Origin of the sequence: Aquimarina longa SW024 (assembly GCF_001401755.1) — a bacterium.
GTDB lineage: Bacteria > Bacteroidota > Bacteroidia > Flavobacteriales > Flavobacteriaceae > Aquimarina > Aquimarina longa.
In genome coordinates this window covers 1-17383 of record NZ_KQ474106.1, presented here as the reverse complement: position 1 = coordinate 17383, position 17383 = coordinate 1, and the positions used below count along the sequence as shown (strand labels likewise).

18 protein-coding genes and 1 pseudogene are annotated in these 17383 nt (G+C 33.3%); 1 reads left to right on the top strand and 18 read right to left on the bottom strand.

Annotated features, from left to right (window positions below; genetic code table 11):
* Positions 1-265: 265 nt before the first annotated feature.
* The 16 genes from N456_RS21220 to N456_RS21155 all read right to left on the bottom strand — a co-directional run bounded on the left by N456_RS21220 (position 266) and on the right by N456_RS21155 (position 13068).
* Complete coding sequence (locus N456_RS21220) at positions 266-700, bottom strand: hypothetical protein (protein WP_062061809.1); 435 nt, start codon at positions 698-700, stop codon at positions 266-268.
* A 6-nt stretch (positions 701-706) separates the two neighbouring features.
* Positions 707-2014 carry a M91 family zinc metallopeptidase gene (locus N456_RS21215; RefSeq protein WP_062061805.1) on the bottom strand — a complete coding sequence of 436 codons (1308 nt, stop codon included), beginning with the start codon at positions 2012-2014 and terminating at the stop codon, positions 707-709.
* Positions 2015-2149: 135 nt separating this feature from the next.
* Positions 2150-2722, bottom strand: a complete 573-nt coding sequence (locus N456_RS21210) for a hypothetical protein (protein WP_148639403.1) — start codon at positions 2720-2722, stop codon at positions 2150-2152.
* A 93-nt stretch (positions 2723-2815) separates the two neighbouring features.
* Positions 2816-3688 (bottom strand): RHS repeat-associated core domain-containing protein, encoded by an 873-nt coding sequence (locus N456_RS21205; protein WP_262482862.1) that lies wholly within the window; start codon positions 3686-3688, stop codon positions 2816-2818.
* A 591-nt stretch (positions 3689-4279) separates the two neighbouring features.
* On the bottom strand, positions 4280-4444 hold the full coding sequence (locus tag N456_RS24780; RefSeq protein ID WP_162838820.1) for a hypothetical protein: 165 nt from the start codon (positions 4442-4444) through the stop codon (positions 4280-4282).
* Complete coding sequence (locus N456_RS21200; protein ID WP_062061796.1) at positions 4431-4721, bottom strand: Imm27 family immunity protein; 291 nt, start codon at positions 4719-4721, stop codon at positions 4431-4433. Before N456_RS21200 ends, N456_RS24780 begins: the two co-directional genes overlap by 14 nt.
* Positions 4721-4876 (bottom strand): polymorphic toxin type 10 domain-containing protein, encoded by a 156-nt coding sequence (locus tag N456_RS23860; protein ID WP_262482861.1) that lies wholly within the window; start codon positions 4874-4876, stop codon positions 4721-4723. Before N456_RS23860 ends, N456_RS21200 begins: the two co-directional genes overlap by 1 nt.
* A gap of 394 nt (positions 4877-5270) precedes the next feature.
* On the bottom strand, positions 5271-7016 hold the full coding sequence (locus N456_RS21195) for an RHS repeat domain-containing protein (RefSeq protein ID WP_062061794.1): 1746 nt from the start codon (positions 7014-7016) through the stop codon (positions 5271-5273).
* Positions 7017-7203: 187 nt separating this feature from the next.
* Positions 7204-7695 carry a hypothetical protein gene (locus N456_RS21190; RefSeq protein WP_062061792.1) on the bottom strand — a complete coding sequence of 164 codons (492 nt, stop codon included), beginning with the start codon at positions 7693-7695 and terminating at the stop codon, positions 7204-7206.
* Positions 7696-7703: 8 nt separating this feature from the next.
* Positions 7704-8609 (bottom strand): RHS repeat-associated core domain-containing protein, encoded by a 906-nt coding sequence (locus N456_RS21185; RefSeq protein WP_062061790.1) that lies wholly within the window; start codon positions 8607-8609, stop codon positions 7704-7706.
* 135 nt (positions 8610-8744) lie between these two features.
* Entirely contained in the window at positions 8745-9017 is a 273-nt protein-coding gene (locus N456_RS21180; RefSeq protein ID WP_062061788.1) for a DUF7710 domain-containing protein, read from the bottom strand.
* A 3-nt stretch (positions 9018-9020) separates the two neighbouring features.
* Complete coding sequence (locus tag N456_RS21175; RefSeq protein ID WP_062061786.1) at positions 9021-10532, bottom strand: RHS repeat domain-containing protein; 1512 nt, start codon at positions 10530-10532, stop codon at positions 9021-9023.
* Positions 10533-10846: 314 nt separating this feature from the next.
* A complete protein-coding gene (locus N456_RS21170) occupies positions 10847-11104 on the bottom strand; it encodes a hypothetical protein (RefSeq protein WP_062061784.1) in 258 nt (85 codons plus the stop codon).
* 24 nt (positions 11105-11128) lie between these two features.
* Positions 11129-11398 carry a hypothetical protein gene (locus N456_RS21165; RefSeq protein WP_062061781.1) on the bottom strand — a complete coding sequence of 90 codons (270 nt, stop codon included), beginning with the start codon at positions 11396-11398 and terminating at the stop codon, positions 11129-11131.
* A gap of 2 nt (positions 11399-11400) precedes the next feature.
* Positions 11401-11841 carry a hypothetical protein gene (locus N456_RS21160; RefSeq protein ID WP_062061778.1) on the bottom strand — a complete coding sequence of 147 codons (441 nt, stop codon included), beginning with the start codon at positions 11839-11841 and terminating at the stop codon, positions 11401-11403.
* A gap of 18 nt (positions 11842-11859) precedes the next feature.
* Complete coding sequence (locus tag N456_RS21155) at positions 11860-13068, bottom strand: RHS repeat-associated core domain-containing protein (RefSeq protein WP_062061775.1); 1209 nt, start codon at positions 13066-13068, stop codon at positions 11860-11862.
* A gap of 105 nt (positions 13069-13173) precedes the next feature.
* Here N456_RS21155 and N456_RS23855 point away from each other — a divergent pair.
* Positions 13174-13464 (top strand): annotated as a pseudogene (locus tag N456_RS23855) (helix-turn-helix domain-containing protein); the annotation flags it as partial.
* Between the two features lie 105 nt (positions 13465-13569).
* Here N456_RS23855 and N456_RS21150 read toward each other — a convergent pair.
* Both N456_RS21150 and N456_RS25480 read right to left on the bottom strand, forming a co-directional pair.
* Positions 13570-14403, bottom strand: coding sequence for a hypothetical protein (locus tag N456_RS21150; protein WP_062061772.1), 834 nt, complete (start codon positions 14401-14403; stop codon positions 13570-13572).
* 14 nt (positions 14404-14417) lie between these two features.
* The gene (locus N456_RS25480; RefSeq protein WP_420834735.1) at positions 14418-15341 is read right to left on the bottom strand and encodes an RHS repeat-associated core domain-containing protein; all 924 of its coding nucleotides are present in this window, start codon (positions 15339-15341) and stop codon (positions 14418-14420) included.
* Between the last annotated feature and the right edge of the window lie 2042 nt (positions 15342-17383).

The following is a 17383-nucleotide window of genomic DNA, read 5'->3' as shown; positions in this document are numbered from 1 at the left end:
CTTATAGAACGCATATACATAGAACCATCACCTTTTTTAGGTGATGGTTTCTTTTTAGGATGAAACAGTTTTAATACCTTTTTCTAAACCTAAACCTTGTTTTTGACCAAATTACATTTTTATACACAAAAATGTAGTCATTATAAAACAACAAACCCACAACATTGCTGCTGTGGATTTATCTTTTGTATTTATTTACTCGTATCGCTTACTCATACTCAGCACAGAAAACATTTCTGCGCTATCATATCCGAGCTATTGGGTGCTATTTTATTTTTATTGAAGATATTGCCTGTTCAAAATCTGTTTTTTTATTTTCTGGGACATTAAAATAACCAACACTAACTTCCTTTAGTTTTTTATTTTTCCAATATCTTCCATGTTTGTCCTTGCCTTGTAGGGTTAGCGTGTCATTTTCCATTGAAGCTAAAAAACTCTTTTGTATAGCTATTGAATCACTATCTATGTTTTTATAATTCACTGTAGGTGTTCCTTTTTCATCTGTTATATAGATTAAAGAAGAGTCGGGGTACAAAAAGTGGTATTCAATATTATGTCCAACTTCAATTATTTCTTTTTTAAATCCTTTTGGTATTACTGCATTTACTTTAATTGTATTAGTAAAATAAGTAACATTACTTTTCTGCGTTGTTTTACAAGAAATAATGAATAATAGACCTATTATTATATAAAATTTCATATCATTTTAATTTGTATACCAAGAAGGTAAAATTGGTGAATTTGTTGGAGCAGGACTTAACATTCTTGGAGGCAAGCCTGATCTTGCTCCTGTTGCAGCATTTAAACTTGTTTTATAATGAGATCGTATAGGAAGTCCTAATTGTGTTCTTAAAACATTCTCTCTATAGGTAGCCTGCCATTCACTTCTCTTTAAACCATTATGAACTCTGCTATCAAGTAAGCCTCTATTTGAGTCTAATGCGTGGAACATTTCGTGAGCTAGATCTGTTGTCCCATTAGTTCTTGTCCCTGAAAGAGTAACTAATGGAGCTCCTGAAGGATTCCAATGTATAGTACCTCCTGCACCTCCTGAAAAGTCCCTTCCTCCATTCTGAATTGCGGCATAAGACGCGGCTTGTGCAGGATCTGTTCTCCATTGGTTAGCAAAAGCTTTATAACTATCAGAGTTATTAAATTGACTAGTTTTTGCGTTTACAATTGTAAAGTTATTATCTGATGATTCTAATTCAGAAATCATACTTGCTCCTTCAGCGCTATTGGCTATTGCTGTAAGGGCATTAACCGTTTTTTTAAGGAAACCTTTTAGTTCAGTAGTTCCATCTTTATTTGTTTTAACTCCTTTTCCTGTATATTCTGTTCCATCTTTATTATAAACACCTCCATTTTGATATAAAATATCATTTCCTTTATGTCGTATCCATAAACTATCCCCTTGAATATCTACATAATACATAGGATTGTTAGCGCCATAATGATAAGGGGTTAAGTTTTCGTATTTTTCAGAAAATCTATCTATCTTATTAAACCTTGCAATTGCAGGATCGTAATCCCTCCATTGATAAGCAATAGTATTTTTATCCAACTCTTCTTCTAATTCCTCATTAGCAAAACCTTTCTTCTGCGCAGTACTGTTTCCGTGGGCTGATACGGTATTATTGTATCCTTTATGTTCAAGCCCATAAGGGTAATAGTTTTTCTCTTCAACAATTTCACTTTGAGTAATAGAACCATCTTTGTTAGCATCTTTGTATGAGAGTCTAATATTTCCTAAATGATCCTTATACTGATACACATACTTATACCCGTCAGCTTCTTTTTCTACAATACCTTCTGGATGATTGAAGAACTCCAGATTACCATTTTTATAGACGTAATTACCTGCATACACTGTCTCTGTTAATGAACCTCCCTCTGTTGCAATCTTTTTTAGTTTTGCGCCAGTGGCATGATAAATATAGCATATTATTAGATGAAAAAAGTCAATATTTTTTTTATCAATTGTCACTTTTCTATTTCTTACTTTTAATATCATATAAAAAACCAGTTACACTATACAATGCAACTGGTTTTTATCATTTATTTATTACCCATACCGCTCACTCAGAACGCCACTAGTCGAAGACGTAACGGGAGCTCTATACTAGTGAGCAGCGAGGGGCTTATTGTGTTAAAAAGCGTTCTGACATTTTAATAAATTTTCTCTCGCTTTTTTGATGTCTTTACCTTCTCCTAAACTTTTAATGTAGTTTTCTTTTCCTATTTTATCAATATAAATCTTCTCTAATTGCATTAGACGTTTATCTTGTAAATTGCCATTGTAAACATCAAAAGTATATGCCTTATAAAGGGCTTTATCTTTAGACACTAAACGCAGGGTATCGCTAAGAATCAAAGGGAACTGATTCTCTTTTTTGTTTTTATAACGCAACCCATCTAAGTCACTTTCATAAGATATGATCTTATGTCCAAATTGATTTGTATTATTCTGAACTTCAATATCATCCATAAGTAAGAGTGTTTTGACAGAAGCATCATCTGTATTTTCTATTACTTTCCATTTACCTTTTTGGGACATCTTATTACAACCATACTCATCCTTAAGTGTAAATGTTGAATCTTGATTCAAAATAAGTTCCAACTCCCATTCTTTATCTGTACTAACCATTGTAAATCTTTTACTTACAAAAGTGGAAGAACAAGAGGTTAATAAAAGAACTAATAGAATTATAATTATCCTCATAACTAATATATTGTTGTATGTCCGATACTACCTTCTGTCATTGACCTTATCAATGGTACATTGATTTGGGAATGATTAGTTATAGTGAAAGGACTATTGATTTGATTGGCTGTACCTGTAAAACCACCTAAAGTATTCATTGTAGCTTGTGTTGAACCAGCTGATGGTGTTTGAAAACCTGATAAAGTTCCTACATAAGAATATTGTGATTGATAACCAGCAACTTCTAATCCATAAAGAGGTCTGTCCATTACCAATAGTTGTGTTTACGCCTGTTCCAGCTGCATTTACAGAAAACACAATATCTCCATTAGCTATTTGTGCACCGTGTGTGGCGACTTCGTGTACCTGATTACCGACATCACCACTTATATAATTCAGCGTAATGGTATTACTATTAACATCTGCTACACTTGGCGTTATTTCTGCTATGTTACCATTTGTTGCATTTAATTTAAAAGTAAAATCTGTAGAACTTTCTAAAGTTGCAATATTTGTAAGGGAGTTATTCAAGTTCCCAATTCTATAATTAAGCTCATCTACCTGTGCTTGTTGGTCTGCCGTATATCTTACTTTTCCTCGTCTATTCGTAGCAGCTGTTGTAATTGCATCTCTTTCAGAAGTCAAATCAGTAACCTTAGTATTAATATTCGTTTTTAAAGCATCTACTTGAGCTTGACTTGCTGGATGTATACTGTCTCCTTTTATCTCTCTAAAAAATATTGGATTGTTTCCTGAAAAATGATAAGGTGTCATAGACTGATACTTCTCAGCAAATCTGTCGACTTTGTTGAAGCGTCCGATTGCAGGGTCATAGTCTCGCCATCCAAAAGCATAGGTGTTTTTCCCAAGCTCTTTTTCGTCTTCTTTTCCTTGATATGTCTGATAGTTGTTTTCAGTACCAACAATCACATTATTATAACCCTTGTGCTGTAATCCAAATGGATAATAATTCGATTCTTCTATAATTTCTAGATTATCTGTATCATTTTTGGTATAACTTAAACGTGTATTACCAAGATGGTCTTTATAATTATATACATATCGGTATGAGCTGCCATTTGGTGTTGCATATCCTTCAGGTGTAGAAAAATACTCAAGTTTATTATTCTTATAGACGAAGTTACCTGCATACGCTGTCTCTGTTAATGAACCTCCCTCTGTCGCAATCTTTTTTAGTTTTGCGCCAGTGGCGTCGTAAATATAAGAAATAGTTCCGGGTTATCTTATTGATAAAAAAGTAGCTAAACTATACAAAGAATAAATCTTCTTATAATAAAAGAACCAGTTACATCGCTGTAACTGGTTCTTAATCTTTATTTTCTTACTCGTACCGCTACGAAGTCGGGAGACATTCGTAGAGCATCTGTTTTTATGTAATCACTCTTTGCGGAGCTGGGGGATTACCAATAAAGTCCTTATCCTTCAAAAATTACCAGAAAAAGACCGCGAACATATACTATTTGCTCTTGATGCGATGATAAGGGATGCTAAAGCACGTCAGGCTTATTCATAAAAAAACCATCCCGAAGGATGGTTCTTCATTTGATTATTGATTTATTCTTCTTTTAAATCTAGACTTTCTAAAATTGGTTTTATTGAAGTCTCATTTAATTCAACTTTTTTAAGTATAGACTTAACTTTGTCAATATTCTTGTTTTCTACAGCTTTATCAAATTCATCCATCAATCCACTTGCATAAAGCCTCTCATTTACTGTCATTGATACTATATTTAGCAATAACGCTGTCTTTATCTAGGTTTATAAGTGAAGGAGCTCCTCCTCCTTGTAATTCACTTTCTTGATATACTAATTCCCAGTACCTTTTATCTTTAGGATCTTGATAAAGTACATCCCATCCTGATTCAGATGTAGCAACCTTAACCAAAGAGTTATCCTTTAAAAAGTTTATTCTTTTGGAAGTACTATCTGCTGTGACTTCTCCATCTTGGAAAATCCATTTACCTATCAATTTAGTTTCTTCTTTTTTTAAATCCATTAGTTCACTGTTTTAACTTTTGCCCCAGCAGGTATTTTTTGATTAGGGATTGCAAATTCCCTAGCTCCTCCGGCTGTTTTTCCTCCACCTATAAAACCTGGGTTTGTTCTATTTATAGGTGTTGACAAACCAGATTTAGGTGTTCCAAATTCTATTACTTTAAATATTTCATAATTAATTTGTTATAATAATTTCTTCTAATTCAAAACTTGCCGAGTTTTCATTATAATCTTTATATTGTTTAAGGAAAGCTGAATAGATCTCAAATCTAGTATTAATTCCTGCTCTTCTTTTAATAACACCTGCTGAAGTAGTATCTCCCGAAGATGGTGCTAAATAAGGATCTGGATGGGTAAAAAAGCGTACTCATAAAAAAACCACCTCAATATATGAAGTGGCTTTAATCTATTTGTTAATCAATCGAACTATCTGGTTTTACTCGTATACAAATAATTTAAACAATATAAATATAAAAATTACAAGTATTAAAGCAGGGATTACAAAACCCTTAATTACAGAATATTTATTCTTCGAAGCCATACACATTATTTATTTAGAACCTCCAAACATTTCTTTCCATTTAGATGCCTTAAACAAATCTTGAAAAGATTGTGGTCCAACATTTTTCCTTGTACTTTTACCATTTTTAAAGTCTTTAGTAAGTGTTCCATTACTTATCTGCTTTACATCATATATTATAGCGTAATTACTCCACTTACCTGCTTTTTTTCCTGAAAAAGCTCCACCCACAGCAAGGGCGCCTGATAAAGATACAGCAGATGGCAAACCAATAGCACTCAATGATTCTGAAATTGCAGCAGATAAACCAAAAGAAGCTCCCGCTTTTAAAGTTAGAGGTAACGCACCTACCGCAAATGCAGCAGTAGTCAATGTGCCACCAGTATCTATCAAGTTTTTATTATACACACCATCGTTATTAGCATTATAGTTAGAAATAGCTCCAGTCCATTTGTTTAAACCTGAGGTATCATCACTTTTATTAATATCTCTAGTAGTTGAATTAGGATCACTTCTAGATACATTGCCTTCTGCATCCTTTGTGATTTCCCCCGTACTGGTTGTTACAGTTTCTCCATTTGTAACATTTCCATTGGCATCTACAGTATTAGTAATTGAGCCTGATGAGTAAGCAACGGATACGCTACCATCATCATTTGTAGTGGTTGTTGCTGTTGTTGTTGTTTGAGTAATATGTGTCACATTATGTTCATCAACTCTAGAACTTACAACTGTATTTGTTTCCTTAATAGGGTCTGTTGCATCAGCTCCCGAAGGGTCAACCCAAAATATCGGATTGTTATCAAATGCTACATAAGGTGACATAGAATGATGTGTAACAGGATCTATACTTGTAAACCTTCCCAGTGAAGGATCATAGTTTCTAAATTCCATTTCATGAAGATTCAGTCCAAGAGATTCTTCTAATTCTACTCCTTGAAATCCAGTTTTTTGCGCAGTAGAGTTTCCAAGGGATGATACGATAGTATTGTATCCTTTGTGTTTCATTCCAAATGGATAGTAATTACTCTCTTCTATTATCTCAAGATTACCTGTGTCATTTTTAGTATAACTTAAACGAACATTGTCTAAGTGATCTTTAAATTGATACACATAACGATATGAACTACCATTAGGAGTTGCATATCCTTCGGGAGTACTCATATACTGGAGTTGGTCATTTTTATAGACGAAGTTACCTGAATATTCAGTCTCTGTTAAAGAACCTCCCTCTGTTGCAATCTTTTTTAGTTTTGCGCCAGTGGCGTCGTAAATATAAGAAATAGTTCCGGTATGTTCTGTATTAGTTACAGTAACAGTTTCGGGTAGGTTTAAATGATTATAGGTAATCCCTGTAATTCCTTTATTACGGTCAATGGTCATATTACCATTGCTATCATACTCAAAATCTTCATTGGTATTAGCCCCGTCTTTAAATCCATAGGTTTTATTTCCGGTATCGGTTACTTTTAGGAGTTTATTACCTTGGTCATAATCATAACCCAATATATCAAGATTAGTATAATCCGATGAGTTTTGCCATCCTTTTCTAGTTAGGCTTTCTATATTACCCATTTTATCATAAGTAACATTGCTTAGGTCATAGTTCCCATCATTACTTATAGCACTAGTAATACGATTTAATGCATCATAACTGTACTTATAGTATCGCTGGGTATGATCATTAGCAGTTTTCCATTTTGTCTCAGAGATATTCCCGTTAAACAGCGCAGTAGCCCCGTGTTCTGGAGTATTGTAATTGATCTTAAAGTCCAAAAACTAGCACAATAAAAAACAGCCATCTATTTCTAGATGACTGTCTGTTAATTTGTATCTCCTCACTCAGAACGCCACTAGTTTTGAAAACTAGCGGTAGCGATCACTCTAGTGGCAGCAGGGGGACGCCACTAGCCAGAGGCATAGCGGGGGCGATCAGTGACACGCTATAGGACATTAACGGTTTTTATAGCTTGAAAGTATTTTCATCACTTTTAGTTTTGTCAGATAGATTAGGATATTTTTTTAACTGGTAAAAAATAAATCTTTCTGTTTCTGAATTTTCAATAATAAATTCCCAATAATCAGAATCTATCCGAAAAAATGCATCAAGTTGACTTTTATTGAAGTTGCACCCTTTCGAATAAACAAATGCTTTTAAGCCTTTAATATCTAGAGAATAACAAAATGATTTAGCAGGTTTATTAATCAAAACTATGTCAACATTAATTAACTTACCTTCTTCTCTTACTATACAATGAAAATATTTTTTCTGTTCTGATTTTATAATATCATTGCTCAAATTCGTCGTTCTTAAACTAATTTCAGAAATACTATCGTTTTCATAAATTGATTCCAATAATTGTGTTATTCCTTCTTCAAAAGGTTTTTTTTGAGAATAACAAGAACTTAAATTAAAAGCAAGAAATATGATTAATACTATATTTGGGTATTTCATAATTGATTTTATTTTTTTAGAAATTCATTATAGCTTTTTTTCATTACTCCCCATCTTCCAAAAGTTCTGTAATGGGTAGCGTTTGAGGTGTTGCCTCCCTTAGTAATCGTTTTTGCTCCAAAAACATAGTATTTTAAATTACTCAAAGAACTATGCCCTCCTCGTAAGACACTCGCATTTCTATCCGCCAATTCAAGGTCCCTACCTGAAGGTTGAGGACTTCCTATTATATCTTTTCCTGCATTTGGATGTCCTGGATGAGTATGAAATGCACTAGTAGCTTTTCCTGTAAAAATACCATCAGAGGATGTGAATTCGGGTGATATTCTAAAATTAATACCACCATTTACAGCTGTTACTTTTCCATTACTATCTAAATCAAAAGTGGAATGTTCGTAAGGCAAAACATTTAGCATTTTGTTTCCAACCTTGTCTGTGTAAACAACTCCTCCAATTTCATCCTTTGTGTGCATAGAAATATCAACCGCTAGTTTGATTCCTCCTTTAACATTACTAGTTTCTAATCCATCTTGCATAATATTCTGCCCATCTGACAATAAACCTTTATCTATATTTTCTGAAACCGTTTCATTAGACTCGGAGTCTATCAAAGTATCTGTTTCGTCCTGGTTTGTTTCAACTAAATTAATGTCTCCAGACTCTTTATCTAAGCTGTATATATCAAAAGCTCCATCTGGATCTATTCTGAGCATAGGACTATTTTGAACATATTGATATGGAGAAAGCCATTCCCTTTTATCTGTCATTGGGTCTATATTCATCCATCTACCCAATGCTTCATCATAATTCCTAGCTCCATCATAGTTCCCATCATTACTCATCCCCGCTGTGATTCGGTTTAATGCATCATAACTATACTTATAATATCGCTGGGCATGATCATTTGCGAGCACTACTCTTCGCAGAGTAGGGATAAAAACAGCTACAAACTTAAAGCCTGTAACTGCTTCTTATATTTATTACTTACTCGTATGTTTCACAGATTACAACCTTAAATCCGTAAGTCTACTACGTTAAAGTAAGAAATATCAACTGGGTTTTCCATCCTCAAAATGCCAATGATCTATCGATGCACTAGTAAATCTTTGAATAAACCTTGGTTCTTTTTGATATTCCTTTTTTGGTTCAAAATATTCTTTCTGAATAGCCCAATCATATATACTCATATCTAAAGGCAGTTTGTTCAAACTTCCATTTAAAAGATTCTCTTTTATCCATTTCTCACCTTTCTCATATGTTGAGAAAATACCTGATGGAATATTGGATTCTTCTCCTATAAAGGCGTATACATATTTTTCCATAAATTATTGATTCTTTCTATAGTTTTGATATTTCTGGTACTTATTTATTTTCTGTCCTGCACTTCTTATTTTTGATTTATTTGCTTCTATTACTTTACTTTGAGAAGAAGTTAATTCTGCGCTACCCTTTATCGGCTTTCCATTTGCTCCTATTTTAGTATTTGCCCCCTTACCTTTTACATGCATGTGTGCAGGTGCATGATCTCCTGATTTATAGTAATGTTCTACTTTTACACCTTTTTCATCAACTATAGTTTTTTCAGGAAGAGTCGGTTCTGTATATTGACCTGATTCCGAAGTTTTTGATTTCGAAGAAGAATTATTATTTCCATTTTGTGCATCCGCCTTCATGTTATTCTTAACATTATTCGTTATAATAGCACTAACACCTATTTCTGCAGCTCCTTTTGCTAATAACGCACCACTAGCCGCTGCTGTTGGTCCTGTTGCAATTGAACCACCTCCTGCAGTAGCTAATGTAGCAGCTCCAGAAGCTACTAAACCTGCTGTTCCTGCTGCAGCATTCGTAGCTCCATCCACAAGTAAGATAGTAGAAATTGCGGCGGATGTACCATTTGCTATACTGACTCCATTTCTAAATGCTTGGGTATTTCCTCTGCTCCTAAAATTAGTTCCAATAGTATTATCAACCATTCCTGCCACAAACCCTTGCAACTCTTCACAACACATTGCTACTTGATTTCCATCAGGGTCAATATAAAGTATTGGGTTATTTAACGCATAAGTAAAAGGTGAAGTAGAATAATACTTTTCTGCGAGAGCATCAGGAGTAAACCATCGACCTAAAGCAGGATCATAAAATCTAGCTCCGAAGTCAAGAGTATTAAAGTCTAAATCATTCTGCTCTTCTTTTCCATTATATCCATAGTTATGTTTTCTACCACGAACGATATTATTATATCCTTTTTGAATAGATCCAAAAGGATAATAATTTTTCTCTTCCTTAATTTCAGAAGTTGATATGCTACCGTTATTATCGGTATCTGAATATAAGAGTCTTATATTCCCTAAATGATCTTTAAACTGGTATACATACTTATACCCATCTGCTTCCTTCTCTACATAACCCTCTGGGTGGTTAAAGAACTCTAAAACACCATTTTTATAAACATAATTCCCTGCATACGCTGTCTCTGTTAATGAACTTCCCTCTGTCGCAATCTTTTTTAGTTTTGCGCCAGTAGCATCGTAAATATAAGAAATAGTTCCGGTATGTTTGCTATTATTTATGGTAACAGTTTCGGGTAGGTTTAAGTGATTATAGGTAATCCCTGTAATTCCTTTATTACGGTCAATGGTCATATTACCATTGCTATCATACTCAAAATCATCAATGGCATTCCTACTTTCTTTAAATCCATAGGTTTTGTTTCCGGTATCGGTTACTTTTAAGAGTTTATTACCACTGTCGTAATCATAACCTAGTACATCAAGATTAGTATAATTTGATGAGTTTTGCCAACCGTTTCTAGTTAAGCTTTCTATATTACCCATTTTATCATAAGTAACATTGTTTAGGTCATAGTTCCCATCATTACTTATAGCGCTATTGATTCTATTTAAAGCATCATAACTATACTTATAGTATCGCTGGGTATGATCATTAGCGGTTTGCCATTGGGTTTCGGATATATTTCCATTAAATAGCGGTGTAGCTCCATGTTGTGGGTTATTATAATTGATCTTAAAACCAAAGAGATTTCCGTTATTGGTAGCCCCTTTATTAATAGCGGTTAGCCAACCTCTAACGTTATAATCATATGCTATATCTTGTAAACCTCCTCCTACGGATTTAGAAATTAATTGCCCTAGTTTGTCATAGTAGGAAAAATATTATCTGGTTTTCTCCATGCTTGAGCTAATGAATCTCCACTACTACTACAAGCACATTTATTCCCACTAAACAATTTCTTAACACCGTTACCAACTTTACTACCTACAGCTTTTAACCAATTCCATATTCCAAAACCGTAGTCATCTACGTATTGTACAGGATTGTTATTAGCTAATGAGTAAGGGTTTCTTTGATAAAAATATGGCTTCGCTTTAAAGCATAAAAAAACCACTCTTCGGAGTGGTTTCTCATTTTATCATTCTTGATAATCTTCTATTTCTATTTTAGCTTCTAGATCAAAGTCTGCACCTGCGATAGCTTTTTTTAGATCAGGTTCTATCTTGGTTACATCTTTAGTAATAAAAGATACATCCATATAATTTTCTCCTGTACCTTCATTTATTAACTCGCATAGTTCATGTGCTTCTATAACATCGCTTAATAGATAGCGTTTGTTTACGGTCATACCCAGCTCGTCTATTTCTGACTCACTTAAAGGGATGGTAATGTTTACTAATTTCATCATAACTATATCCAGTTTTCTAATCGCCAACCATTTTCAAGATTCTCAAAGATTTCAGGAATATTCCAATGACCATACGGCGGATACTTTTTTTGCTCTTCACTAAGTTCTTCAACTACTTCAGAGCCGCCTTCTGCAAACAAAATTCTCCATCCCGATCCAAACATATTTTCTCTTCTAAAAGATTTAGGAAAAGCTAAATCTTTAGGTAATGGAACATTATCCATTAAAGTAACACCTTTTTCTTTGATACCATATTTTAAAGGTAGTTTAAGAAAGAAAAAATCGTCTTTGATTACAGATTCTATATTCTTTGGTCTATCTGTATAGACATCATAAAATATCCTAACCCCTTCTAGGGTATTATCATCTTCTACTTCTTTTAAATACTGACAGTAAACTTTTTTACCATCTTGTTCAAGCTCTATTATATCTCCTAATGTCATCTTTTTTTATTTACAAATTTAATTAGATTTATTTAGAATGAAAGTCCTGCTGATTCTAACAATTCTTTCCCTTTTTTTTAAAGCCTCTGTATACTTTTTATTCTTTTCAGCTATACTATTAATTCGATTTAGTAACTGTCCTGTTTGTCCTTTTTTACCACCTAAATCAAAGAACTCGATTAGTACTTGTTCAACTGCTCTAGCATCATCTCTTGAAAGGTTTTTTAATGATTTATCAATTTCTTTTATTTTAATTCCTTTTTTAGAAAGATGTTGTGCTGATCTTCTGGCAAAGCTGTTAGTAATACCTACATAGATGATCTTTCCATTTCTCATAGCCCAATATACCATAGTATTTTTACTGGCTTTTGCTCCCATCATTGCAAGACTTTGACTCGCGGCTTTAACAGGAGCTGCAATATCTATATGTTGGCTCATTGGAGGTAACTCATCTACTTGCTCGTAGCTATCATAATAGATACGATAAAACTCATTATCACCTCTTACCAGATAAGCAAAACCATCTTCACCAAACCAGATTTCTCCTTTTAAATCTGTATCAGCAAGTGTTTTACCATAGGCTTTGGATAGTACATCACTAAAAAACTTTTTTATCCCATCACAACATTCGCCTTTTCCTTGTTCTCCATCGCCTTCGTTTGATTCTTCATCTTCTGATCCTTCAGAGTTTCCGCCTGTAAGCATATTAAAAGCATCTATAGCATCTTGTCCTGTAAAGGTAACACTATCACCACCATCTTTTATAATTACTGAAGCTCCACTTGGATCGTTCCAGAACACAGGGTTATTATCAAACGCAGTATAAGGAGATAACGTACCGTGCATTATTGGGTCAATACTCGACCATCTAGCAATAGCAGGATCATACTTACGAACATCCATTTCATAGAGGTTTAATCCTAAATCTTCTGTATACTCTTTTCCATTATATCCATAATTATGTTTTGACCCTGTAATGAGTGAGTTAGGATGTGTTGCACCATATTTCCAAGATAGCCCATAAGGATAGTAATCTCTAACCTGTTTAATCTCGTGGTGATTGTCGTTATCACCATCAATATCAGTACCATTTCGTACTACATCAATCTTACCATCTTTATCACTATCTGCATACGCTAATCGTACATTTTTTAAGTAATCTTTAAATTGGTATACAAAAGTAAACGAGCCATCATTTTCTGGTTCTGCATATCCTTCTGGATTCATTTACATAGATAACTTATGTTTTATATATTTGCTCAATACTTGATTTTATTGATCTAATTAGAACTTATGTTGTTTGGAGAACGTTAATTAAGCACCCGTAAAAAGAAAAAGATTTCACAAGATGAACTTGCTAAGAAGATTGGTGCGCATGCCCCAATAATTGGCCGTTATGAACGTGATGAAGTAAAGCCTTCTGTTGAGATTGCAACTAAGATTGCAGAAGCTTTAGAAGTATCATTAGATTACTTAACTGGTCTCTCTGATGTAGAACTCGATAAAAATACCGTTGATATCATTACAAGTCTACAAAAACTTAAAAATGAAGATCATCAACATATTATAACTACTATCAATGCGTTAATACGGGATGCAAAAACTCGTAACACTTATGCATAAAAAAACAGCCACCTATTGCTAGATGACTGCCTGTTAATTATTAATTTCTTACTCTCACCGCTCACTCAAAACGCCACTAGTCGAAGATGCAATGGGAGCACCATACTAAGGAACAGTAGGGGTTTTGTAGATTATAGTTTTTTTAATATTTTCAGGATATTTTGTAAGTGTTTTTTTTGTAATATCCCCATTACTATTAACTTCAAAATTATATTGTTCAATCTGTATTAAGGAATCTTGATTTCTAATATAAATTTCTTCGGATGATATAAAATTTTTATCATTATATTTAATAATATCAACTGATTTATCATTAAAATCTTCAATAATTTTTTTTGACATTACCTCCCCATTATAAGCATAAATAGTTTTAGACAAAGTGTCTTTATCAGATATTATAAATTCTTTAATAGGTTTTTCTTGTTCATTATATAAAATCAGTTCTTTAGAAAGAATAGTATCATTTTGCTCAGAAGTAATTATCAACTTATTTAATACTCCATTTAGTGCATAATGATATTCATAATTAGAAAAAATAGTATCTTTAATTTCTTCTTTTTTATAGTTTATAAAAATTCCTTTTTCAATTTTATTTTCTTTATACCATGATTCAAAAGTAGAAATAAGTCCATATTCAGACGATTTCATTGCAGAATAAAATAACTCTGAATTATCTCTAAAATAATTTGTTGTTTCATAAAAACTTTCTTCATCTACAAAAATTTTATACTTTTTATAAACTTCAACTCCTTCTCTATTTTTTTTGATTTTTCTAATTGATAATGTATCTAAAAAATTGCCAACAGAATCTATTTCAATTTCATAGATCGTAGCTATGTTTTTTAAATTTTTTATTTCATTTATTAAATCTGAATTTTTTATTTCATTTTTACAACTAGATAAAATTAAAATTAGAAGTAAGCTTTTAATAATTTTCATTTTTATAACTTTCTTTAATTAGCAATGCTTTTTTTAATTGAATCTCTTTTTTTAATAAGAGTTTTTCGCTTTTTAACATTCCTTACACTATCCCCTTCAGTGCGAGCCATTCCATCATGATAACCAGCTTTTGCTCCTTTATAACCTTTATCTATCCCTCTCTCTAGTTTAGATATTTCTCTCATCCCTTTGAAAGAATGAAATAACTTGTTAGACTTTTTTATTTCTTTAGATAAAGAATCAATTGAATTATCTAATTTCTCAATGTTTTCTTTACTGTCTTCGACTCTTATTTGTTCTTGTATTTCAACTTTTCGTTCGGATATTTTATCTAATATTTCTTTGTCTTTCTCTTCTTTAATATTTTCAACTTGCTCTGGAACAGCTACAACATCACCAACTTCAACATCAGATTTCATTTCACCGTCTTCACCTTCATAATTTTCTCCAAGTTGAGATTGAACAATCTTATCGGCTTCTTCTAAAGAAATTCCAGCATCTTCTGATAAAGTCGCAGCACTATCACCTGCTTGCGCTGTATATGTCCCATCTCCATTATTTATCCAATCAAAAGCCATAGACACCATTCCATCAGGGTCTATGTAATAAATAGGGTTGTCAAAAGCATAATTATAAGGAGAGTGTCTACGCATATTTTCAGCTAACGGATCAAGATTCATCCACCTACCTAATGCAGGGTCATAGTTTCTTGCAGTAATATCTATCCAATCAAGCCCAAGTTCGTCTTGTTGTTCTTTCCCACCAAACTTTAATAATTGAGCTGTAGAGTTTCCTAAAGAAGATACAGAACTGTTATATCCTTTATGAGTTAATCCAAAGGGATAATAATTCGATTCTTCTACAATCTCAAGAGTCCCTGCATCATTTTTAGTATAACTTAAACGCGTATTCCCTAAATGGTCTTTATAATTGTACACATATCGATATCCTGTACCATTTGGTGTTGCATATCCTTCGGGTGTGCTAAAATACTGGAGTGCACCATTTTTATAGACGTAGTTACCTGCATACGCTGTCTCTGTTAATGAACTTCCCTCTGTCGCANTGATTATAGGTAATCCCTGTAATTCCTTTATTACGGTCAATGGTCATATTACCATTGCTATCATACTCAAAATCATCAATGGCATTCCTACTTTCTTTAAATCCATAGGTTTTGTTTCCGGTATCGGTTACTTTTAAGAGTTTATTACCACTGTCGTAATCATAACCTAGTACATCAAGATTAGTATAATTTGATGAGTTTTGCCAACCGTTTCTAGTTAAGCTTTCTATATTACCCATTTTATCATAAGTAACATTGTTTAGGTCATAGTTCCCATCATTACTTATAGCGCTATTGATTCTATTTAAAGCATCATAACTATACTTATAGTATCGCTGGGTATGATCATTAGCGGTTTGCCATTGGGTTTCGGATATATTTCCGTTAAACAGCGCAGTAGCCCCGTGTTCTGGAGTATTGTAATTGATCTTAAAGCCAAAGAGGTTTCCGTTATTGGTAGCCCCTTTATTAATAGCTGTTAGCCAACCTCTAACGTTATAATCATATGCTACATCTTGTAAACCTCCTCCTACGGATTTAGAAATTAATTGCCCCAATGCATCATAGGTATTGGATACAATAACTTCTGGGGATTGCGAATTGATCTTCTGAGTTTGTGTAAGCAATCTTCCCATATGATCATAGGTAAAGGTATCAATGGTTACAATTGCTGTATTGCTATCTTTAGTATGGGTGGTTTTGGTTTCTTCTACTTTACCTCCAAAATCTAATTTACTTTCTACTACATCTGTAGTGTTTAAGTACTCATTTTTACTCGCTACATAGATAGGTCGTGCTTTACCATCATAATAGGTTACTGTTGTGATCCAATCTGTAGTTCCTAATACTTTTATTGTACTACCGGTAGCTAAGGATCTGGTTTTGCTAGTAACAGCATTTCCATAAACCGTATTTGGATTAGAAAATTCAGAAGCTGGTGTAGTTCCTAAAAAGCTATACGTATCATAATAATTAATAGTTAAGACTTCTGCTGTAGCTGTTTTTGGATATCCACCATCATTATAATACATCGATACTCCCCCGATGGTAATAGCATTCTGAGGTGTTACCCAAAGAGGATCATTATACGCTGTGGCTTCAGTTTGTAATACCTTTCTATCTTTATCTACAATCGTAATTTTACCGGTATAGGCTACTCTCCCTAATGCATCATACTTAGTAAACAACCAAGCGTTTTGTGCTTCTAATATCGCATCTTGGGTTAGGATTGGTTGATCTAGATTGTTGTATATAATAGACTCCCATCCTTTACCAGGAATTTTCTTTTCTACCAGTCGATTTCTGTAATCATATTTATATTGGTAGCACAATTCTGATAATTCGGTTGCATCTACGCCATCATTAGTATCGACTTTAGGTGGCAGTACGAATGATAGATTCCCATAGATATCATACACATAATAGGTATCATGAGCGATATTATCGGCATAGGTTCGTTTTAGAATTACCTGTCCTTGTTTATTTTTATACTCTTTGGTGGTATGATCATTAAGATTAGTTTGATTTGGGCTCCAATTTTCATCTTTAGTACTGGTTACATATAACGTATTGGCAAGATATCCAGAGTTTCTTTTTTGTAATTCTGGTTGTTCTGAATTATTTGCTGCAAAGGTTACATAAAAATGAGGAATTGTATTGTCTACATTAGCTGTCCAATCAAATTTAATAGTATGATTTTTATTGTTGCTAGTATTAGCATGAATTTTAGCTCTAAAATTACTATTAGGTTGTATCCATGTACCAGATTGTAAGGTTATAGAAGATGAAGCTATAGGATTTCTATCAGGTTCAGAACTGGTAGCAGTTATTACCTTAGAAATACTTATGTCTTTGGGGATATTAGGAGTGTTATCAGGTTTGATTTGTGTAGCTTTCCATGCTTTTCCGGGTGCA